Source organism: Mucilaginibacter sp. (assembly GCF_039925265.1).
Taxonomy (GTDB): domain Bacteria; phylum Bacteroidota; class Bacteroidia; order Sphingobacteriales; family Sphingobacteriaceae; genus Mucilaginibacter.
Genome location: NZ_JBDSZG010000053.1, coordinates 21,273 through 42,333 on the forward strand (window position 1 = coordinate 21,273; position 21,061 = coordinate 42,333).

Here is a 21,061-nt window from a genome sequence, read left to right on the forward strand (position 1 = left end):
TTTAAGTTAATTTAATTCATAAACTCCTACTCTAAAAGCTTTTCGGAATACGCTGAATATCAACCCTGGCCAGGTACAATGATTAACCTAGTGCAAGCTACAATTTAAAGTTGGATTTGTTAACTTATACTTAATATTTTTTTACCGATTAGATCGGATAGCATATTGTTTATATCGTTTGCAAACGATATAAACAAAAAATCCGGCTTTGCCGGACTCTTGTTCGCTTAGGTTACCTCACACTCAACGTAACCTGTAAAACTAACGGGGTGCTGCCTAAACGCGGACCGCCCCAGTCGGTTTCATCACCGTTAAGTATGCGAATGGGTTTAAACACGCCTTTTTCGTATTGCCCTTCTTCTACGGTTAGGTATTGCCACACTTTGCCCTGGTTACTGCCGAGCGGCTTAAACGTCACATGGCAAAGGGCGCCTATTACTATAAAGTTATTTTCGCCAAGCTTAATGATCATGGCGCGGCCGTTTGGTTTGGCATTGGGTGTAACATCATTACCCCGCCAGTTGCTGCCAAAGGTTACGGTGGCCTGCCAAGCGCCCAAATCAATAGTTTGCGCGGCATTGTCTTCGCGCTCAACAACCGCCTTTATTTTTCCGTCGAAACCCCATTGCGCCAGTTCGCGCATCATAGGTGCAAATACTTTATAATCCTGTGCAAAAGGGGCCAGGCGCTCCACGGTTTCCGTTTTCTTTCCGTCGGGCCGGTTGCTATCTATCCCGAAGGGAGAGAAACCAATACCACCACGGGCTATTACATCATATATATACCCGGCCATGTGTGGTGCCAGGCTTGCCTCGGGTACAAAAAGCGCATTATCGGGCCTGTCGTAAAGCTCAATTACTTTCAATATCCGTTCGCTTCCATCCAGGTAAATATCCGGGCTCAGTACATCTATGGCCGGCGCAGCGGCCTTGTATATAGGTATTACATTATCGGTAGGCCCGCCGCTTTCGTAGCTGTTGGCCATAGGGTTGGTCAATGGGTCGCGCAGGGCAGCGTTTACATAGAGGGGCAACGCGTATTCTGCTTTACCGGCAGCAGCCACCTTGCCAATAAACCGCGCTACCGACCAAGCGTGGAAGTACTCGTCCGCGCGCTCCTCAAACACCTGTTTCCAGGTGCCGGTTGCGTTTGCGGGGCGCTTTAAAGCTTTAAGTACTTCAGGTTTCAACAATTCGGCAGGCACGGGGCCTTCAAATATTTTTTGAGCCAGGGGTGAATAATCGCGCTGGGTGTCCCAGGCGCCCGGCTCATTTTCTACCTGCACCATTATCACGGTATGTTGCGGGTCTGCTTTTTTGAGGTAGCGCATTACTGCTGCAAATGCCCTGGTATCGGCTTCCAGCGTGGCCTCGATATTTGGCGAAGGAGAATCTATCAGTTGCCCTTTCTTGTTGGTTACGTTAGGGTATTTTGCGGCGTTGTTTTTCATCCAGTGCGGCATGTAGTGGTTGCTGCCGTTTTTCCAGGTGGCAAACCAAAGCAGCACCAGTTTTACTTTGTGCGCACGGGTCTGTAGCAGCAGAGTATCTATCACCGAAAAATCGAACTTTCCCTGCGTTGCTTCCACCTGTTCCCAATAAATGGGTATCTCCAGGGTATTAGCGTGCATTGCCTCCACGGCGGCCCATACCTGCGGCAGCATACCGGGCCATGCGCTGGAATTATGCGCCTGGCCGCCCAGCATTAAAAAGGGCTTGCCATCAACCAACAGAGCATGATGGCCATTCTTTTCTATTACCCGGGGCATCAGATAAGTATTTTTTTGGCCGATAGCCTTATTTGCCACCAGCAGCAACAGTACAAACCAAAGCAAAATATTCTTCTTCATATTATGGGTTTCGGGATTAACTTAAGAGTTTATAAATGTAACCCCACAATGGCTGGCAATACAACACGAATGTTTAAGTTGATACAATAAATGTTGCAAAAACAGCGGGAATAAAAAATGCGTTCTGTATCTCACACAGAACGCATCGTTACCGAATAAATCAATAACTCAACTAAATCAATCTCAGGTTTACCAGCCCCGGATGACGAGGGCAAAAGACAAAAAAATATTTCAGCAATAAAAACAGGATAGACAGACGCCGGCATTGTATAGACAAACAGGCGTTATTAACAGACGGAAAATTCGGTTTAATGCCCTGCGGCAGAATTAATTCTGAAAAAGCAGCAATGTCTCTTTGGAGTCTTCGGCAACAAACGGGCCCTTGTTTTGCAAGCCCAGTTTACCCAGGAGCTTAACAGAGGCTGTGTTCCCCGGCAGGGTTATGGCACAAATAACAGGCAATTTCAAGTCGTGCAGGGCATGCTTTAAAACGGCGTTGGCCATTTCGTAAGCGTAACCCATGCCTGCAAAGGCAGGTAAAAGTGCATAGCCAATATCGGGGTGATCTAAAGTGGCGCGCTTAAGAACGCCGCACATACCTATGGGCGTATCATCCGCTTTGGTGACCACGAGGTATAGGCCGAACCCATTTTCAGCATAGCTTTTTAGAGGACCGTTGGTGAGGTAATTAATAGCATCTTCGATGTTGTGTACGTTGCGGTCGCCGATGAATTTTAACCAGCCCGGGCTATTTAAAAGCTCGATAATAAAATCGGTATCGCCAAGGGTTAGCTGGCGTATTGCTAAGCGTTCGGTATGAGTTATCGTGTTCAATGCAGATCAATTAGCTAACCTTTAATCTACGCTAACGGTTAAGCCCTCTTGCTGCAATATTTTGCGGTAGATCTCCATTTCGGTATAGGAGCCTTCGAGCACGGCGCATTTACCCTCATTGTGTACCTTCCAGGCAATTTTTTCCGATTGCGGTTCGGAGTAATCCAAATACTTCATCATACAATGAATAACATGATCGAACGTGTTATGGTCATCGTTCCACAAAATAAGGCGGTGCATCTCTTTCAGCCCGGCCAGTATCTCTTCGAGGGTGAGCGTTTCTTCCTGTACTTCGGTTGGCATATGTACCAGCAAATTTACTCAAAAAAGTTCAAAACTACAGGGTTAGCTGCAATTACTCCACCTTATAGCGGTACACCTGCCTGCCCAGGTTACCCTCGTCATCTATCCCTTCTATCACCACGCGGTAGGTTCCTTTGGTATCGGCGTTAAAATAATTAAAGGTTGCAGCGCCGTCTTTGCCGGTGAGCACATCCGGTTTCCAATAAATTCCGGAGCGAAGATCAACTGCGCCATCATTCTTATTGGCGGGGGTGTATTTTGGCGTATAGTAAGTACGCGCTTTGTAAAAGCCTTTAAACGGATAGGTGATGAGGCCGGTTGGCGATTCGCTGGTTACGTATTTGCGTTCGCTGCCTTGCTTCATGGTAATAACCAAAGCGCCACCGCCAATATCGCTACCGTAAATGGATTTGGAGAAGTTGGTTCGCAACACCTCAATACTGTTTACATCGTTCGCGTTGAGATTGTTCAGTTCGCTGCCCTGCATCTGGTTGCCATCTACGATGATCACCATATCGGCATTTGCCCCGCGCGAGATATTTACCGGCGTACCATCTTGTTTAAAGCTTACACCAAATATTTTACCACGGAGGCAATCAGATAAATTTGCACAGTTGGCGCCCAGCTTATCGCCCATGATCACCTGGTCGGCATTGCCCGCACCATGCAGGTTTGACGAACGGGTAACCTCGCTCTTCTTCACTTTTTGCGCGGTGATGTTCACTTGTTTTAAAACAGTGGTATCGGTACCGGCCCGGCGTTTGGTGGTAATAACCAGGTATGCGTTCTGCTTCTGAGCTTCCTGAATATCGCCGGCAGCGCCGGATTTAACGCTCTCTATCTCTGAGGGAAGGTAGGCAGTTAAATTATCGAGGCTTACGAATGTGCCGTCAAGTAAAATATCGGTGGGGCCACCTTTTCTCCCTGTACCTTGAAGGTTGCCGTCCACTTCTTTGTACCAGGGTAAGGCTCTCAATACTACTTCGCGCATAGATGAATAGCCGGCATATTGCTTCATGTCGAAAAAGCGCTCGGCTACGTTACGCTTGGCTCCATACGGGTCGCCCTTGTCTATCTTTTTACCGGTAATGTTAACCTGCCCCAATTGCTTCCCGTATTTAAGCGAGTCGTCATGCAGCTGGCTTTGGTAGGCAGCGTAGCTTTTTTGGAGCGCCTCTGCAGAAAGGTCGTTATTTGCTACTTCCTGTGCATTACTTTTAATAATATTTGGATAATCGGGCTGTTTTACAAAAATAGATACCCGCTTGCCATTGTTTTGCTTGCGCGCCTGCAATACTATTTTAGCAGTATCCGACAGTTGCAGGTTAGTGAATTTGAAATTGCCGCTTGCATCGGTTACGGTATCCAGTACCGTATTCTCCCGGGTGGATGTAAGCATCAATTTACCGTTTGGCACTATGCCACCGCCCGAAGTTTTTACCGTTCCTTCCAGCGTAAGGCTTTGCTCAGGCTGGTTAACTATCCGGGTATCAGGGGCTGCCAGTATCTGCTTCCATTCAAAACGGCGGTAGCCCTGGGTTAGCATCAATATATCCAACTCGGCACGTTTGGCATTGGCGGTGTTTACAAAATAATAGTTCGGTTTTTCTATGTAGCCTTTCAGATCGGAGGTTAACAGCAGGTGACTGAATATCGACCCCTCTATATTTTCATCTGCACCTACCCTGCTTTCGTTAATTACCGCTACAGAAAAACTACCGGCAACCGGCTCATTGGCATCGTTTTTGGCAACAAAATCGAGCTTTACCAGGCTCCTTGCGGCATACGTTTTTACAGATGACGACAGGGCCATTTTTAACGTATCGTCACTCTGCACAAAAACCAAGCGCTCATTTACGGGTTGCCCATCGGCAAATAAGGTAAACTGCACAATACCGGAGGGGAAGCGCTTTTTATCGATACCGGCCCCAAATACCGGTGTTTTTAAGGTGCCCGCAGCAGTATAATACACCTCGCCGCCGCTTTGGCCGACCAGGTAAAACGCGCTGTTTTGTTTCACCTGGAACTGCTGGCTGTTGGTAGCTACTTTAATAAACAAGCTATCCTTACGGGTACTATTTATTGATAACACATAACCCGCATCAAGCGCCTTTGGTAGAGGAACGTTAAAGCTGCGCCCGTCGGCAAGGGCAATTTTTGCCGAATAGGTTTTACCCGCCTGCGGCAGTAACGCAAATATACCCATACCTGCGTGTGCACTTTCAAACTCGGCCACGGTGGTGCCTTCGTTATCAACAATACTTCCTTTTATGTTTTCGCCCGAGCCATTTTGTTTAACAGCCTTAAATGCAATTTTTGACCGCACCCCATTAACCATATCGCCACCTTCGGGGAAAAACTGCACATCGGGGTTTAGCTGGGCAGCCGGAGCAGCCAGTTGGCCAGGTGTAATGCCGCCTATATTCACCCGCTGATTGTAAAAGTAATCGGGGCCGGCGTTGCGCATCCAGGCGGTATAGGCCCTGATGTTGTAATTGCCGGGTGTTAGTTTTCCCGACAAGGCAAAATCGCCCATGGCAATACCAGAAGTTAGCCTGAGCACTATGCGTTTTACGATTGAATCCGTAGGGCTGATCAGCTCCACATATAATACACCGCTGAGCGCTGATAATGAATGTGTTTTACCTACAACCGTATAGGCTTTAAACCAAACAGTGTCGCCGGGGATGTAATTTGGCTTATCTAAATGGAGGTATACCTTTTCTACCGGTTTTGAGCCATAGGTGGTTTTTAAGTTGGCAACGGCTTTTGCTAAAAAACTACTGTCGCTTTGCGCTGTGGCAACTGAAGAGGATAAAATGCAGGATAAAAATAGCAGGCGGTATAATATTTTCATGGGGCTTAGGGTGATGCGATTTAGATAAGCTAATATAACAAAGGTTTAACCATTGGGGAAATAAACACTTGCTTATTTATGTAAAGAAAAAACTACTCTACTTTATAACGATAAACGCTACGGCCAAGGTTACCGTTATCGTCAATCCCTTCTATCACCACCCGGTAAGTGCCTTTGTTATCGTTATTTAAATACTCAATAGTCGCCAACCCATCTTTATCGGTTATAACATTGGGGTTCCAGTAAATGGTGCTGCGCAGATCGGGCAAGGGTGTCGCCGCAGAATATTTGGGAGTGTAGAAGGAGCGCGTTGGAGTAAAGCCCTTAAAAAGATAAGTAATAACGCCCGAAAATGAGGTTTGCTTCGCACGTGATTCGCCGCCCCGGCGCATGGTAATAACCAGTGCTCCTGTAGCTGCATTAGAACCATAAATAGTAAGATAAGAGAGGCTCCTTAACACCTCTATACTATATATATCGTTTGAATTTAACTCGTTAAGGTGGCTGCCCTCCATCATAATGCCATCAACAATCAATACCATCGGTTTTTCGAGAGTATTCATCCCCACCGACCTCGTATTTATGGGCTCTCCTTGTGCATTAAACTTTACACCCATCACTTTCCCTATCAAGCAACCGGATACGTAAGGGCAGGAGTTCATATTCAAATCGTCGCCCATTATCACCTGGTTTGCATGGCCGGGCCCGTTCAAATTTGCCGAATAAGTTAACTCCGGTGCTTTGCGTATCCTGTTCGCCTTTATTCGCACCTCCTTAAGTATCCTGCCACGCTTTATCAATTCCTCTTTTTGCAGCTGCTGATAGCCGCTATATTTTTGTTGCAGCACGGCGGTTATTTGCGGCGGCAAAACACTGGTTGTGGTATCGCTGCCTGCACTCTTTAAAATTTCTGCGTAGCCGGGGTTTAAAACCGTTATCTGCACGTTGTTATTATTGTTCGATTTTTTTGCATTTAGTGTCACTTTGGAGGTATCGGCCATATCCAGGTTCACAAATTTGAAGTTGCCGTTGGCATCGGTAAGGGTATCGGTAATTAAATTTCCCCTCGTCGCGGTTAATACAACCTTTCCGTTGGGCACGGGTTTACCAGCCATGGTTTGCACAGTGCCCGATAATTCCAGCGAGCTTTCCGGCTGATAAACCGGGACCCCAGGTTCGGCACCCAGCGCTTGCTTCCATTTAAATTTACGGTACCCCTGGGTAAGCATCAGCAGATCCAGGTCTGCTGATGCCTGCGTGCTGCCGGTGAAATAATAGTTTGGCTGCTCGATGCTGCCTTTCAGATCGGAAGTTAACAGCAGGCTGTTGACGATGGTACTTTCCAAAGACTCATCTAACCCCACAGCTGTTTCATTAGTTACCGATATAGAAAATGTACCCGTTGCCTGCCTGCTGCTCCCTTTTGCGACGAGGTTGAATTTGACCGGTTGCCGGGCCTGAAAGGTTTTTGTTTGGGGTGTTACCTGCATTGTCAGGCTGTCGCTGCCCCGGATAAATGCTACGCGTTCGGCAACGGGTTGGCTGTTTTGGTTAAACAATGTAAACTGCACTATACCCGATGGGAAACGACTTCTGCTGATACCGGCCATATATACCTGCCCGGTTAATTTGCCCTGGGCGGAGTAATATATTTTACCGGCCGATTGCGCCAGCACATAAAATGTATTGCCCTGCCCCTCTTTTAAAAACTCATGGTTAACGGCCACTTTTATAAATATGCTATCCGCCTGGCTGTTGTTTATGGCGAGGGTGTACCCTATCGTTTTAGCAATCGGCAAGTCTACGGTGTATAAGGTTTCGCCCGGTGAGCCTATTTTTGCCCGATATGTTTTGTCGCTTTTCGGGATGAGGGCAAATACGCCCATCCCCAAATGCCGGGTGGCAAAATCAGCCACGATGTTGCCGTCATTATCTTCAATAGTGCCCTGGATGTTTTCGCCCAGACCCTCGCTGTTGATCGCTTTTATGGCTATGCGGGAGCGCAGGCCATTCACCATCTCACCGCCTTCGGGGAAGAATTGGACATCGGGTTTCTGTGCTATCGGTTTTATAGCTGCGGTTACGGGCGGGGGGATGCCGCCAATTCTTATCTTTTGCTCATAAAAATACGCCGCCCCTGCATTGCGCATCCATTTAGTGTAAGCTCGCAGGCGGTAAATACCCTGTGGCAGCCCGGCATCCAGCGCGATACCGTTTGAAGCGATGCCCGATGTTAGTTTCAACGTTTGGCGGCTAACAAGGGTGTCGTTTGGGCTGATAATTTCTACATATAAAACGCCGCTGAGCGCCGATAACTGGTGGTGCTGCCCGATAACAGTGTAGGCTTTAAACCAAATGGTATCGGCAAAATTGTACGCAGGCTTATCTAAATGCAGGTACACCTTTTCGGTTGGAGGCTGCCTTTCAACAAAGGTGTTTGCACGGTTTATAAACGCGGTATCGGTTTGCGCAAAAGCAGCGGATACATACCAGACCGGCAGAAAGAAAAACAAGCAGCGTATTACTTTCATATTAAAGGCGTAAGCAGACAATATACTGAAGACCCGGTTATTCAAAACGTAATTTTGGTGTTACTTACTCTACCTTATACCTGTAAACCCTACGGCCCAAGTTCCCGTTATCGTCAATCCCCTCTATCACCACCCGGTAAGTGCCTTTGCTATCGTTATTTAAATATTCAATAGTCGCCAACCCATCCTTATCGGTCATAACATTGGGGTTCCAGTAAATGGTGCTGCGCAGGTCGGGCAGTGGCGTGGCGGGGGAATATTTAGGGGTGTAAAATGAGCGAGACTGCGTAAAACCGTTGAACGCGTAGGCCATAAAGCCCGATGGCGGATCGTTTGTTAGATATTTGCCGCTATCTGCCAGTATCACCTCTTTGGGTTTGCTGTGCCCGGTGAATGGCGCCGTGCCGGCGAATTGTTTTGTGGTAATTAATATCAGCCCACCTCCAATTTCGTTGGTGTCGCCAATATTATAAAAAATCTTAGCGTATTGAGCTTCCTTCTTTGGTATCATTTGCACGTCTTCAATATCGGCAGGGCTGTAGCCGTTAATTTCGCTATAATCTACTTCAATGTTGTTAATAAGGATATGAAACTGATCGCCCTTACTTTCAAAAAATTTACCGTCGCGATAGCGTACAAACTTTAAGCCCAAAGCCATGCCCCAGCTAAGGCTGCCGGCTCCCAGCAATTTGCCGCTTATTTTAAAATTGGGAGCCTTTGATCCGTAACCGTTGTAAATATTGGGTTTCTCCTTTTTGGAGGCGGTGATATTTACCTGCTTTAACCTGATGCCATTTTTTACCGAATCCTGCTTTTGCAGCAACTTGTATTGTTGCCCCGCTTTAACCAATGAAGCGGCAGGTGCTGTGTTGCTATTGTAAACCACCTGACTTTGTTGGTTACTGCTGTTTACACCTGCATAACCGGGCTGTTTTATATACAGGTTTACATCATAGCGCTTGTTTCCGTTACGCGCCCTTAAAACAAGCCTTGCGGTATCCGGTAACTCTAACCCCGTAAATTTAAACATCCCTTCGTTATTGGCAACGGTATCGGTAACAAGGTTATCACGCGTGCTGATGAGGCTTATTTTACCGGCAGGCACAGGCTGCCCCGCTTTGTTCTTTAATACGCCCTCCAGTTGTAATGAGCGCTCCGGCTCAAAAGCCGTTAGCATTAACTTATCGCTTAGTGCCCGTTTCCAATCAAACCTGCGGTATCCCTGGGTAAGCATTAGCAGGTCCAGATCTGCTTTTGCCTGTAAATTATTATTTAAATAATAGTTCGGTTGCTCAATATTTCCTTTCAGATCGGAAGTTAGCAGCAGGTTGTTCAAGATGGTACTCTCTGAGGCCTGGTCTACACCCGCTGCGCTTTCGTTAATAACAGCCATGGAGAAACTTCCGCTTGCGGGTTGGTTGCTATCGGTTGCACTCACGCTAAATTTTACCGCCTGCCGGGATTGAAATACTTTTGTTTCGGCGGCCAGTTGTAATTTTAAGCTGTCGGCACCTGCTATAAAGACTACCCGTTCGGCTACCGGGCGGTTATTATTATCGAACAAGGTGAACTGAACAATACCGGATGGGAAACGGCTTTTGTTCATCCCTGCACCAAATACAGGCATGCTCAATGTAGCTGCCGCCGAGTAATATATTTTGCCTGCCGATTGCGCCAACAGGTAAAACGATGTGCCTTGTTTTTCTTTAAGCAGTTTATTGTTAACTGATACTTTGACAAACACACTATCTGCCCCGCTGTTATTTACCGATAGCATGTACCCTTCCTCTTTAGCTTGTGGCAAATTGATCACATAAACAGCTTCGCCCGCTCCGGTTATTTTGGCTTGGTAGGTTTTGCCGCTTTGCGGGATGATGGCAAATACGCCCATGCCCAAATGCCGGGAAGCAAGATCGGCTACTATGTTGCCGTCATTATCTTCAATGGTGCCTTTAATATCCTGGCCCAGCCCATTGCCATTGACGGCTTTAAACGCCACCCGCGACCGTACGCCATTCACCAGCTCGCCGCCCTCCGGGAAAAACTGGATGTCGGGTCTTTGTTGGATCTGTTTTTTAATAGCTAAAGGGGCAACTGCAATGCCCCCTACCCTGATCTTTTGATCATAAAAATAGTCGGCCCCTGCATTACGCATCCATTTGGTATAAGCGCGCAAGCGGTAAATGCCTTGTTGCAATGTTGCCGACAGCGGAATATCACCCCAGGCAACGCCCGAAGTAAGTTTAAGCGTTTGCCGCATAATTAAAGTATCATTGGGGCTTATCAATTCAACGTACAGCACACCGCTTAATGCAGAAAGCTGGTGGCGCTGGCCAACAACAGTATAGGCCTTATACCAAATGGTATCACTAAAGTTGTAAGCCGGTTTATCGAGATGCAGGTATACCTTTTCGGCAGGAGGCTGATTTGCCAAAGATGCTGATGCACGGCTTAAAAAAGAAGTATCGGTCTGCGCGAGGGATGCGGTTATGGAACCAACGAAAACTAAAAATAGCAGGTAAATTATTTTCATAGGAATAGGTTAGATAACCTTTGGATGCGCAACTACAGCTAAGGTTTAACAAGATATGAATTTTTACTAAAATTTACTCCACCCTATACCTATAAACCAGCCTGGCAATGTTGCCATCAGCATCCAAGCCTTCAATTACCACCCGGTATGTACCTTTACTACCCGCATTAAAGTATTCAATTGTGGCTTTGCCATCGGTGCCTGTTACTACCTCGGGGTTCCAGTAAATGGTGCTGCGTAGATCAGCAAGCTGTTTGTTTGTTTTAGGCTGATCGTACTGCGGTGAGTAAAACGTACGGGCTTTATAATATCCCTTAGGGTAGTAAGGCTTAATACCCCGCCCGGCTATTGGCCCATCGTAGGCGTTATCATTATCATCACCGCGTTTTGTAGTAACTATTATTACACCATTGCCTGCGCGCCCGCCGTAAATACTGGTAGTGGCGCCATTGCGCAGTACTTCTATAGCGGCAACGTCATTATAATTTATCGAATTTAAAAAGCTGCCCTCAACGTAAACCCCATCCACAATTAACTGCATAGGCCGGTAACCCCGGGTGGTGTAAGGGATGCCGTCACTAAAAACAACACCCAGCAATCGCCCCTGCAGGCAATCGGATAAATTCACACAGCCAAAGTTCCTGAAATCGCGCGCCAGCAGTACCTGGTCTGCATTCCCCGGCCCGTTTAAATTGGCCGAGTGCTTTAGCGCCACTTTCTTTTCCCGTATGATTACCTCCCTTAACGAGATGACGTGGTTACCCACGCCATAGCGCCGCTGCATGTCGTACAACTGTTTGCTGCTTTTAGCATAAACCGAAAGCGTATCGCTGATGCTTACCTGCATGGCGGCGGCATTTTTATTACCCCCCGAAATGGGCGGCGAAATGGAATCCATATGGATAACCACGTCACGTTTATTCTTTGCATTGCGGGCCTGTATAATCAGGCGGATGCTGTCCTCAAAGGCAAGCCCTGTAAATGCAAAGCGGCCCTTTGCATCTGTCAGCGTATCAATTTGGTAAGCGGCATTATCAATATCTATCAGTTGCACTTTAGCATTCGGCACGGGCTTCCCGCCGGGCGTAGTAATGGCGCCCGATATCTTCAAAGCCGTTTCGGGCTGGAAAACTACCGGGGCAAACTTATCCTGCATAATTTCCTTCCACTCAAAACGGCGGTAGCCCTGGGTAAGCATCAATACATCTAAATCGGCACGGGTTTTATCGCTTGCATTATTAAAATAATAGGCCGGTTTTTCGATGTAGCCGCGCAAATCTGATGTGAGTAGCAGGCTGGCAAAAATATTGTTTTCGCTGTCCTCGTCTACGGGTAGTTTGCTTTCATTGATCACCGCAACAGAAAAACTGCCGGCTGCGGGCTTATCGCCGCTGAGCGCGCTTAAATTTATCTTCATTTTTTGCTGCGGCGAGGAAGTTGATTTGCCAGCTATAAGATTTAATTTTAGCTGATCGGGGTGCCGGATAACAACGATACGCTCATTTAAGGGCTCGCCCGAATCTGAAAAGAGGGTAAACTGTACTATCCCTTCGGGGAATTTGCTTTTTGGGATAACGGCGGTAAATTCTCTGCTGCCGGGCTTGCTTTTGCCCGCATAATATATTTTACCCGCACTTTGCGCCACCAGGCTTACCAGCCGGTCGGGGGTTTGCTGCAACGTAGCGCTGGCGGTGGTTATTCTTACCCGTAAATTATCCTCATCGGCATCCACTATATTTAGCGCGTAGCCAGTATCTGTAGCTTGCGGAAGATTAATAACACTTTGGTTGCCGTTGGCGTAGGTAACTTTAGCAGTATAAGTGTTGCCGGGCATCGGCACAAAGCTAAATACGCCCATGCCTAAATGCGTACTTTTAAAGGTTGCTATTTGCTGCCCGCTGTTATTGGTAACTACTCCGCTAAAGTCGAGGCCGAGGCCATTTGCACCAATGGCTTTAAAGGCTATTGCAGACTGAACGCCCACTATCAACGAGCCGCCCTCCGGGAAAAATTGCAAAGAAGCCTTACTGTTTACCTGGCCCGCCGGCGCGGTGTTTCCCGGCAAGCTATTATTGGTTGTTTTTGACCCGCCAGTACTTACGCTATTGATGATACTGATAGCCTCGTCGAAAAAATATTCGCTGCCGGCATTGCGCATGTAATTGGTATAGGCGCGCAACCTGTAATTACCCGCTTGCAGGGTATCGGGCAAGGCAAAATCGCCGGCAGCCGTGCCGTTGTCTAACTGTAATTTAATAGTTTGGTTTACCGTCCCGCGGGCATCTATCAGTTCCACATTCAATATGCCACTTAGCGTCGACGGCTCATGGTAACTGCCGCTGGTAACATAGGCTTTAAACCAGATATCATCCCCTGCGGCATAATAGGGCTTATCTAAGTGCAGGTACACTTTCTCTGCCGGGCTGCTATCCGCCCACTTAGCCAGTTGCTGCTGTATTTTGTCGATAGGCTCGTCAAAAGCCACAAAACTAAAAATGCCTGTAATGCAGGCTGCTATTATTAAAGCCAGAAAAAAACGTTTAGCTGCCATAACTGATATAGGTATAACGGTATAAATATTACAACGCCAATTAGTTGCAATACTTATAGATATGACCAATATACGTTAAAACTTGTTCTTCCACATCATGCTTTCTACCGGGCGGGTGGTAGGCTTGTTGTACTTGGCGTTGCTTTTGGTATTGTAAAGGGTTTCTATTTCGCCCTCTACCACAAAATAGATGAGCTGGCCAATGGGCATACCGGCGTAAATTTTCACCGGCTGCGCGCAGGAGATCTCCAGCGTCCAGGTGTTGCAGAAGCCTACATCGCCCTTACCTGCTGTGGCGTGGATATCTATGCCTAAACGCCCCGTGCTCGATTTCCCTTCGAGGAACGGCACATGCAAATGTGTTTCGGTGTACTCAACGGTAACACCTAAATACAAGGTATTGGGCTGCAACACAAAGCCATCCTTAGGGATCTCAAAGGCGGTAATTTCGTTATGAAGTTTGGCATCCAGTACGCGGTCTTTATAAGTAGCGAGATGCTTCCCCAGGTGTACGTCGTACGAGTTGGTACCCAGGCAATCGCGGTCGAAAGGTTCTATGATGATAGAACCTTTTTCAATTTCTTCGAGGATGCGTTTGTCTGATAATATCATGTGCCGGTAATGAGGCATCTAAATTATTGTTTATTGCCTTACCGGGCAAGGCAATATTCTGCACATTTAATTAACAATTCTTAAAAAGATTATCTCGCTAAGCAGATACGCTAAAGCAAATGTGAGGCCTGTTACACGCCGAAGCTGCGCGGCAGGGTCCTTATTGTTTAAGGTCCTTTTTGATGTATTTATGGTATAAATAGTCGGCATACCCCACGCTGATGTAATCCGGGAATTTCCAGTTGGGGTAATACTTTCTCTTAATATACTTGAGGATGCTGAAGAATATAATTCCAAATATCAGCAAAGCGGCAAGCGATAAAATAATTATGCCAAATACTACTAACGGGGTCATTAATCAATAATTTAATACAGGTACTAATACGAAAGTTATGGCATACAAGTTACAAATTATTGCAAATTAAATAGCTGATTATCAATATTTATCAAATTGATAATGCAGACAAGTAAATAACCCCCGATTTTAAACATTAGAGCATATAGCCCTAACATATTTTCAAATCCAGCGTATTTCGTCTAATTTCCAACTTTTTCCTGGCCGGCTCTTTCTGCTTCTATTTGCTGTTTGCGGCAGCTTTCTGTTAAAGCAACGGCTATTAAAATGGCGGCGGCTATGTATATTTTTTTCATTGTGATGTTTGCTAAAATGTTGTTTAGTACTGGTATGACGTAAGTTATACCCCTGGTGTTACAACCCGTAGCCTTAAAAACGAATTATTATCTTTGCCTGATATAAGTTTGTTATCCTTTTTGCAATTTTACTTTATGGCGATAGCGTACCGGCACCAGATAGACGATGACACAGAGTTTGCGCTATGGCGAATAGAGGAAGAAGCAGACGAACTGTACAAGCAACTCCAGCTGGATGAGCACGAAAAAGCGTTTACCAAACAACTAAGTAAAAGCAAGCGCTACCTGCACTGGCTGGGCACCCGCGTACTGCTCCGCAAAATGCTCCGCACCGAAGAGTATATAGATTGCAAGGTGGACAGCCACGGCAAACCTTACCTGGTTACGCTCCCTTATCATATTTCGCTGAGCCACTCCTTCGATTATGCTGCTGTAATGATCAGCAAAACCAGCCCGGTGGGGATAGATATTGAACAGATAAAGCAAAAAGTGGAGCGCATTGCCAGTAAATTTATGAGCCAGGACGAGTTGGCGTTTATCGGCAAAAAAAACACTATCGACCACCTGTATGTTTGCTGGTGCGCCAAAGAGGCCATTTACAAATGCTACGGGCAAAAAGAAGTTTCGTTTTTGGACAATATCCTACTACAGCCTTTCGCGTTTGAAGGGCATGGCATAGTAGACGCCAAACTGCAAAAAGGGGCCGTAGACAATGCCTACGAGGTAAACTATGTGAAGTATGAAGATTATATGATTGGCTACGTGAAGGGATAAGATGATGAAAAATAAAAGGGTAATACTACAGGACTGGGGCTTAACCGACTACAAAGTTGCCTGGGAGCGGCAGGAGCAGCTTTTTGGCGAAACGGTGAAGCTGAAGACGGAGATCCGCAACAGGCAATCGCTGGTTGTAGCAGGCGATGAACCTGGGGATGAGATACTCACGCCCAATTACCTTGTTTTTTGCGAGCACCCGCACGTTTACACCCTCGGTAAAAGCGGCAAAGCCGAACACCTTTTACTGGACGAGGCCGGACTGAAGGAAAAGAACGCCGTTTATTACCCCATTAACCGCGGCGGCGATATCACCTATCATGGCCCCGGGCAATTGGTTTGCTACCCTATTTTAGACCTTGATAACTTTTTTACCGATATACACCTGTACCTGCGTACACTGGAAGAAGCCGTGATACTCACCCTTGCCCATTACGGACTTACCGCCGGTCGCTACCCCGGTTATACCGGCGTTTGGTTTGATGGCGATAACGATAAAGCGCGCAAGATCTGCGCTATGGGGGTACGCTGCAGCCGCTGGGTTACCATGCACGGCCTGGCGCTTAATGTAAATCCCGACCTGAACTACTTTAAAAACATTGTGCCTTGCGGGATAGACGACAAGGCGGTTACCAGCATGCAGCGGGAACTTGGCCGTGAAGTAAATTTAAATGACGTTGAAAAAATCCTTACCCAACATATTTCCGTATTGTTTGGTATGGAGGTAGCATGAAGAAGATCTTAGCAACAATATTAATAACCTACGGCCTGTTTGGCTGCAACAAACAAATACAATCGCCAGTGACACCTACGAGTAACCCTGTAAAACCGGCACCTGTGTACGCAGATAATCTTACGTACCTGGCCCTGGGCGATAGTTATACCATCGGCGAAGCGGTAGAAGCGACAAAATCGTTTCCGTACCAATTGGCCGCGCAGTTGAAATTGTCGGGGCACCTTACCGGCAACCCGGATATTATTGCCCGCACCGGCTGGACCACCGGCGAACTCATCAGTGTGATCAACGCAAGCGGCACCGCAAGCAAAAAATATAGTATTGTAACCCTGCTTATCGGTGTAAATAACCAATACAGGGGTAACAGCAAAGATGTTTACCGCACCGAGTTTATACAGCTGTTAAATACCGCTATAACTTATGCCGATGGCAATAAGAACCATGTGTTTGTAGTTTCCATACCCGATTGGGGTTCCACACCTTATGCAAATGGTTATGATCGCAATAAGATAGCAGCCGATATAGACGCCTTTAACGCCATTAACAAAGCCGAAACCGATAAACAGGGCGTGGCTTATATCGACATTACCACCATATCTAAAAAAGCGGCAACCGATGCCAGCCTAAATGCCAGCGATGGTTTGCACCCCTCCGCGGCCATGTATAGTTTATGGGTGAACGCGATCGCGCCGGTGGTATTGAGTCATTTGTAAGAGTAATAGCCCATTAAAAGACAGCATATCCGATTTTGTAAGCCCTTCTATCAATCGCTTTAATTTCGCCCTCTTTTACTAACCATCAAGCATCGCTGCTTAGGAATTAGGGTTAACATAACTTAACACAATTTCAAAAATAACTTTTTAAATAACTGATAATCAACAGTATAAAAAAATGCAGGGTTAACATTATTTTCACCAAAATAGTGTCACCATAAATCTTAAAACTTTTATTATAAAATCCGAAATCAACTTCCTACTTTCCTTTCGCGGCGATCTCCGTTAGTGCTTTCACAAATTTATCCAAATCGGCTATGGTGGTATACACATGCGGGGTTACACGTACACAGCTGATGGTTTGCCATACAATGCCCACCACGTGTATTTTATAAGTGTTCCACAGGGCGGCGTCAAGCTCGCCGGGTGTCATGCCGTCTACACTAACACCGCAGATGGCGCAGGAGTATTGGTCTTTTAGCGAGGTATGGATCTTTACTTTGGGGATAGCTTTCGCTTTTTCGGCCCAGTAGTTTTTGAGGTAACGAATACGTTCCTCTTTACGTTTGGGGCCAATGGCCTGGTGAAAGTTAATTGCCTCGCCGATGGCCTGCTCAATGGCAAAGCTCCGGGTACCCAACTGTTCAAACTTGCGGATATCGGCGCTTTGCGGTTTATCGGCACAGGTAAGCGGCCAGGTCTTTTCTATATGGTCCTTGCGGATCCACATCATCCCGCTGCCTATAGGTGCCGAAAGGAACTTATGCAGGCTGGTGCCAAAATAATCGCAGTGCAGGTCGGGAATTTTAAAATCTATCAGTCCGAAGGAATGCGCGCCATCACAAACTACCTCAATACCTTTTGCGTGTGCCATATCGCAGATCTTGCGCACCGGCATCAGCTGCCCTACCCAATTTACCATGTGGGTAACGTGGATCAGTTTCGTTTTCGGGGTAATAGCATCGGCGTAAGCCTTTACAATTTCCTCGTCATTCTCTATCGGAAACTTAAAGTCGAGCCGTTTATAAATAATACCATCGCGTAGCGCACGCTGTTCGTAGGCATGCATCATGTTGGGGTAGTCCTGGAAAGAACCGATCACCTCATCGCCACTTTTTAGGGTGATGCCGTAAATAACGGTGTTCAGCGCTTCGGTAGCGTTACGGTTGATGGCAATCTCATCGGGCAGGCAGCCGGCCAGCGCGGCCAGTTTCTCGCGCAGCGGCTCTCGGCCCATATCCAGTATGCGCCACATAAAGTACGACGGACCTTCATTGCAAAGCGCGTTATACCGGTCCAGCGCTTTTTGCACCACCGCCGGTGCCGGCGAAACACCGCCATTATTAAGGTTGATGATGCTGGGGTTTACTGTATAGGCTTGCTGTATCGTAGCCCAGTAATCCTCATCGGCAGCCACCTCCTGCGGCGTTAAATGCGCCACCCTTGCCGATGCGTTTGAAAAATTTTCGGCGTGGGCGTGGTTAAACATACTGGCGGCACCAAAGGCACCAGCCAAAGCTGTGGCTTGCTTGATAAAAACGCGGCGGTTATTGTGGCTCATGATGAGGTGAATTTAAGCATTTGCCGCGATAGCAGCAAGCAGCAGTCGTCGCTCAACAACCTTACTTAATTGTCCTTTACAAAACGAAGGGATGCGCAAATCGCACTATCACGTTTTATGTACACAATGCCGGCAAAATCGTTACTTAGCTTATAAAGATATGCATCATGTATATAACCGTCCGGTGTCCGGTCTGCTGTCATGTAATAACCGGCTACATTCAAATCATATCTATGTACGTTCCCATAGAATACCTCGTATCCATCAAGATCGCCGTTAAAAAAGAAACTTGGCGAATAGTTAATGTTGTAACGTAGTAACCGCGCCAAGTCATCTTCCGGGCCGGCTACGTAATTTCCGTTCGCGTCCTTTTTGGTAGATACATTGCTGGTAAGCGTATTAAAATCGGCTATAGTTGGCACACGCCAGCCGTCGGTGGTGACCACCTTTAGCGCATTTATTTGGTGAGCCATGCCGTTCTCCTCTCCGCTGAAACTATTGGTGGTCCAGGTCTGGTGCCCAATAACTATCGTTTTAAGCTGGGTACCGCCTATTGTAACTGTGCCATAAGTGGCACTATAGACTGTATGCGCGGGTGTTTCACTCTTTTTACAGGCAGTAAAAAGCAAAACCAAAGCAAGGCAAAATGCTATGGTTTGGAGGAGATTGTGTTTAGAGTTCATGGGTTGAATAACGATGCTATTTATCCTTCACAAAACGGATGTCGAAAGAAACTAAGCTATCGCGGCCATCCAGGCGAACGATTCCGGCAAAATCATCGCCGAGGCGATATGTTGTAGCGTGGAAATAACTGTTGCTGGGCTCATCTGCCAGATAGTATCCGTATAAGCCCTTATCATGTGGTATCCACGCCCCGGCAACTGCATATAAATACCCCCCCTTTTCGCCGTTGAAAAAGAAACTTGGTACGTAACTAATGTCGGAACGATAAAGCAGGCGATCAATGCCATCCGCCGCGGTTGCGTAATTGTTTCCTGCGGCATCTTTTTTTGCCGATAAATTGGCAGTTAAAATATTGTAATCAGCAATTTTGGGAATGCGCCAACCTGGCGGTAAGATGAACCCGTTAACATAGCCCATATGAATTAATCCAATATCTCCTGACCCATGTGCGTATGGAAAGCCAGCTGTCCACGTTTGGGCACCTATATCAATAGTCCTGAAACTGGTGTTGTTAATTACCACAGTACCGTAATTTGCATCATATGGTTTTAGAGCTACCGGTTCCGATTTTTTGCAGCTAAGCAAAAAACATATTAAAACAATCAAAAGGCTTTGTGAAAGGTTGGTTTTCATTACGCAATGAAAATACAAAATTCCCTTTTTAAAAACAAATCCTTACAACAATATCCCACCCAAATCCGCCGGCGAGTAATTGATAGATTTCAAAGTTTTATTATCGTTGCTGCGGTAAACCAAAAACAGCCCATCCTCTTCTTTGTGGTACGATTCGCTGCCATCTTTTGCCTGGTAATGGGCTATGGTTTGCTCGGCTTCTTCTATGGTTTTGCAGGCCTTGCTCATGTTAGAGCGGTGCACCTCGTCGAACAGGGTTTTAAATTTTTCACCCAGGCCAAATTCCAATATGGCACCTGCCAGTACGTATTGAATATCGCAAAGCGCGTCGGCAATTTCCACTAAATTGTTATCGGCAATGGCATCCTGCAGTTCCTGCACTTCTTCGGCAAGCAACGATACGCGTAAAGCGCAGCGCTCTTTTGATGGGATGGCCGGGCCGCTTACCACCGGGTGTTTAAACGTTTTATGAAATTCGGCTACCTGGTTTAAGGCACTTGGCTCTTGCATGGTGTGATGTTTTAATTGCGCCGGAAAGATAGGAAATAAGCCCAAAATACCGAACGGCGAAGTGCAAAAAGCATGCTCCGTCGGCGTTCAGCATCCGAAATTCATTATTCGAATTTAAATGGTTCTTATCACCCGGCAAGGGTTCCCCGCTGCGAACACGCCCGCCGGGATATCTTTGGTAACCACGCTTCCCGCGCCAATGGTTGTATTGCTGCCGATGGTTACGCCCGGACAAATAATTGCGCCGCCGCCCAGCCAAACGTTATCCCCAATGGTAATGGGCGCCGCCAATTCGGGGCCTTTAATGCGTTCTGCCGCAACAACAGGGTGGTAGGCCGTATAAATTTGCACGTACGGGCCGCACATTACGTTATCGCCGATGGTTACCATGGCACAATCCAAAATCACGCAGTTAAAATTCATAAAGAAGTTTTCGCCGGCAATAATATGCGTGCCGTAATCACAGAAAAACGGCGGTTGGATATCAATGGTACTGCATTTGCCCAAAAGCTTTTTCAGCACCTCGTTCTTTTTCTCCAGTGGCTCGGCCATCATTTGGTTATATTGACTAAGCAATACGCGGGCATTATCGCGCATAGCAACAAGCTGCTGGTCGCCGGCAACGTATAGCTCGCCATCCAACATGTTTTGGAGTTCGGTTTTATTATCGTTCATTGGTTCAATCGTTCATTAGTTTATTGGTGGTAGAAAGGTAGTAAAAGTTGGAGA

General features: G+C 46.7%; 17 protein-coding genes. 3 read left to right on the forward strand and 14 right to left on the reverse strand.

Features of this window, described 5'->3' with window-relative positions:
- Positions 1 to 232 precede the first annotated feature (232 nt).
- The 9 genes from ABIX36_RS23505 to ABIX36_RS23545 form a co-directional block, all read right to left on the reverse strand.
- Complete coding sequence (locus tag ABIX36_RS23505) at positions 233 to 1,849, reverse strand: DUF5597 domain-containing protein (protein ID WP_348084610.1); 1,617 nt, start codon at positions 1,847 to 1,849, stop codon at positions 233 to 235.
- A gap of 327 nt (positions 1,850 to 2,176) precedes the next feature.
- Entirely contained in the window at positions 2,177 to 2,683 is a 507-nt protein-coding gene (locus ABIX36_RS23510) for a GNAT family N-acetyltransferase (RefSeq protein ID WP_348084611.1), read from the reverse strand.
- Between the two features lie 21 nt (positions 2,684 to 2,704).
- Entirely contained in the window at positions 2,705 to 2,986 is a 282-nt protein-coding gene (locus tag ABIX36_RS23515; protein WP_128535253.1) for an ATP-dependent Clp protease adaptor ClpS, read from the reverse strand.
- Between the two features lie 52 nt (positions 2,987 to 3,038).
- On the reverse strand, positions 3,039 to 5,843 hold the full coding sequence (locus tag ABIX36_RS23520; protein WP_348084612.1) for a TonB-dependent receptor plug domain-containing protein: 2,805 nt from the start codon (positions 5,841 to 5,843) through the stop codon (positions 3,039 to 3,041).
- Positions 5,844 to 5,935: 92 nt separating this feature from the next.
- Positions 5,936 to 8,374 (reverse strand): carboxypeptidase regulatory-like domain-containing protein, encoded by a 2,439-nt coding sequence (locus ABIX36_RS23525; protein WP_348084613.1) that lies wholly within the window; start codon positions 8,372 to 8,374, stop codon positions 5,936 to 5,938.
- A 64-nt stretch (positions 8,375 to 8,438) separates the two neighbouring features.
- Complete coding sequence (locus ABIX36_RS23530) at positions 8,439 to 10,907, reverse strand: hypothetical protein (protein WP_348084614.1); 2,469 nt, start codon at positions 10,905 to 10,907, stop codon at positions 8,439 to 8,441.
- A gap of 73 nt (positions 10,908 to 10,980) precedes the next feature.
- Complete coding sequence (locus tag ABIX36_RS23535; protein ID WP_348084615.1) at positions 10,981 to 13,458, reverse strand: MG2 domain-containing protein; 2,478 nt, start codon at positions 13,456 to 13,458, stop codon at positions 10,981 to 10,983.
- A gap of 75 nt (positions 13,459 to 13,533) precedes the next feature.
- Positions 13,534 to 14,070, reverse strand: a complete 537-nt coding sequence (gene dcd / locus ABIX36_RS23540) for a dCTP deaminase (RefSeq protein WP_348084662.1) — start codon at positions 14,068 to 14,070, stop codon at positions 13,534 to 13,536.
- A gap of 160 nt (positions 14,071 to 14,230) precedes the next feature.
- Positions 14,231 to 14,425 (reverse strand): hypothetical protein, encoded by a 195-nt coding sequence (locus tag ABIX36_RS23545; protein WP_348084616.1) that lies wholly within the window; start codon positions 14,423 to 14,425, stop codon positions 14,231 to 14,233.
- Between the two features lie 431 nt (positions 14,426 to 14,856).
- Between ABIX36_RS23545 and ABIX36_RS23550 the strand changes: the two genes are divergently transcribed.
- The 3 genes from ABIX36_RS23550 to ABIX36_RS23560 are packed head-to-tail and all read left to right on the forward strand — an operon-like array spanning position 14,857 to position 16,944.
- Positions 14,857 to 15,495, forward strand: a complete 639-nt coding sequence (locus tag ABIX36_RS23550) for a 4'-phosphopantetheinyl transferase superfamily protein (protein ID WP_348084617.1) — start codon at positions 14,857 to 14,859, stop codon at positions 15,493 to 15,495.
- Position 15,496: 1 nt separating this feature from the next.
- Positions 15,497 to 16,228, forward strand: a complete 732-nt coding sequence (gene lipB, locus ABIX36_RS23555) for a lipoyl(octanoyl) transferase LipB (RefSeq protein WP_348084618.1) — start codon at positions 15,497 to 15,499, stop codon at positions 16,226 to 16,228.
- Positions 16,225 to 16,944 (forward strand): SGNH/GDSL hydrolase family protein, encoded by a 720-nt coding sequence (locus ABIX36_RS23560; RefSeq protein WP_348084619.1) that lies wholly within the window; start codon positions 16,225 to 16,227, stop codon positions 16,942 to 16,944. The genes lipB and ABIX36_RS23560 overlap by 4 nt, the downstream gene beginning before the upstream one ends.
- 259 nt (positions 16,945 to 17,203) lie before the next feature.
- Here ABIX36_RS23560 and ABIX36_RS23565 read toward each other — a convergent pair whose 3' ends face one another.
- The 5 genes from ABIX36_RS23565 to ABIX36_RS23585 all read right to left on the reverse strand — a co-directional run bounded on the left by ABIX36_RS23565 (position 17,204) and on the right by ABIX36_RS23585 (position 21,007).
- Positions 17,204 to 18,505 carry an aminotransferase class V-fold PLP-dependent enzyme gene (locus tag ABIX36_RS23565; RefSeq protein WP_348084620.1) on the reverse strand — a complete coding sequence of 434 codons (1,302 nt, stop codon included), beginning with the start codon at positions 18,503 to 18,505 and terminating at the stop codon, positions 17,204 to 17,206.
- A 65-nt stretch (positions 18,506 to 18,570) separates the two neighbouring features.
- Positions 18,571 to 19,188 carry a hypothetical protein gene (locus ABIX36_RS23570; protein WP_348084621.1) on the reverse strand — a complete coding sequence of 206 codons (618 nt, stop codon included), beginning with the start codon at positions 19,186 to 19,188 and terminating at the stop codon, positions 18,571 to 18,573.
- Between the two features lie 16 nt (positions 19,189 to 19,204).
- Positions 19,205 to 19,822, reverse strand: a complete 618-nt coding sequence (locus ABIX36_RS23575; RefSeq protein ID WP_348084622.1) for a hypothetical protein — start codon at positions 19,820 to 19,822, stop codon at positions 19,205 to 19,207.
- A 42-nt stretch (positions 19,823 to 19,864) separates the two neighbouring features.
- Positions 19,865 to 20,332, reverse strand: a complete 468-nt coding sequence (locus ABIX36_RS23580) for a nucleoside triphosphate pyrophosphohydrolase family protein (RefSeq protein ID WP_348084623.1) — start codon at positions 20,330 to 20,332, stop codon at positions 19,865 to 19,867.
- Between the two features lie 114 nt (positions 20,333 to 20,446).
- Positions 20,447 to 21,007 carry a sugar O-acetyltransferase gene (locus ABIX36_RS23585; protein WP_348084624.1) on the reverse strand — a complete coding sequence of 187 codons (561 nt, stop codon included), beginning with the start codon at positions 21,005 to 21,007 and terminating at the stop codon, positions 20,447 to 20,449.
- Positions 21,008 to 21,061 lie beyond the last annotated feature (54 nt).

What these genes read in the sequence shown, in the direction of transcription:
- ABIX36_RS23545 (WP_348084616.1), bottom strand. Translation starts at nt 14,425, where the DNA reads ATGACCCCGTTAGTAGTATTTGGCATAATTATTTTATCGCTTGCCGCT.
- ABIX36_RS23515 (WP_128535253.1), bottom strand. Translation starts at nt 2,986, where the DNA reads ATGCCAACCGAAGTACAGGAAGAAACGCTCACCCTCGAAGAGATACTG.
- ABIX36_RS23560 (WP_348084619.1), top strand. Translation starts at nt 16,225, where the DNA reads ATGAAGAAGATCTTAGCAACAATATTAATAACCTACGGCCTGTTTGGC.
- ABIX36_RS23535 (WP_348084615.1), bottom strand. Translation starts at nt 13,458, where the DNA reads ATGGCAGCTAAACGTTTTTTTCTGGCTTTAATAATAGCAGCCTGCATT.
- ABIX36_RS23580 (WP_348084623.1), bottom strand. Translation starts at nt 20,332, where the DNA reads ATGCAAGAGCCAAGTGCCTTAAACCAGGTAGCCGAATTTCATAAAACG.
- ABIX36_RS23530 (WP_348084614.1), bottom strand. Translation starts at nt 10,907, where the DNA reads ATGAAAATAATTTACCTGCTATTTTTAGTTTTCGTTGGTTCCATAACC.
- ABIX36_RS23505 (WP_348084610.1), bottom strand. Translation starts at nt 1,849, where the DNA reads ATGAAGAAGAATATTTTGCTTTGGTTTGTACTGTTGCTGCTGGTGGCA.
- ABIX36_RS23575 (WP_348084622.1), bottom strand. Translation starts at nt 19,822, where the DNA reads ATGAAAACCAACCTTTCACAAAGCCTTTTGATTGTTTTAATATGTTTT.
- ABIX36_RS23550 (WP_348084617.1), top strand. Translation starts at nt 14,857, where the DNA reads ATGGCGATAGCGTACCGGCACCAGATAGACGATGACACAGAGTTTGCG.
- lipB (WP_348084618.1), top strand. Translation starts at nt 15,497, where the DNA reads ATGATGAAAAATAAAAGGGTAATACTACAGGACTGGGGCTTAACCGAC.
- ABIX36_RS23585 (WP_348084624.1), bottom strand. Translation starts at nt 21,007, where the DNA reads ATGAACGATAATAAAACCGAACTCCAAAACATGTTGGATGGCGAGCTA.
- dcd (WP_348084662.1), bottom strand. Translation starts at nt 14,070, where the DNA reads ATGATATTATCAGACAAACGCATCCTCGAAGAAATTGAAAAAGGTTCT.
- ABIX36_RS23520 (WP_348084612.1), bottom strand. Translation starts at nt 5,843, where the DNA reads ATGAAAATATTATACCGCCTGCTATTTTTATCCTGCATTTTATCCTCT.
- ABIX36_RS23525 (WP_348084613.1), bottom strand. Translation starts at nt 8,374, where the DNA reads ATGAAAGTAATACGCTGCTTGTTTTTCTTTCTGCCGGTCTGGTATGTA.
- ABIX36_RS23565 (WP_348084620.1), bottom strand. Translation starts at nt 18,505, where the DNA reads ATGAGCCACAATAACCGCCGCGTTTTTATCAAGCAAGCCACAGCTTTG.
- ABIX36_RS23570 (WP_348084621.1), bottom strand. Translation starts at nt 19,188, where the DNA reads ATGAACTCTAAACACAATCTCCTCCAAACCATAGCATTTTGCCTTGCT.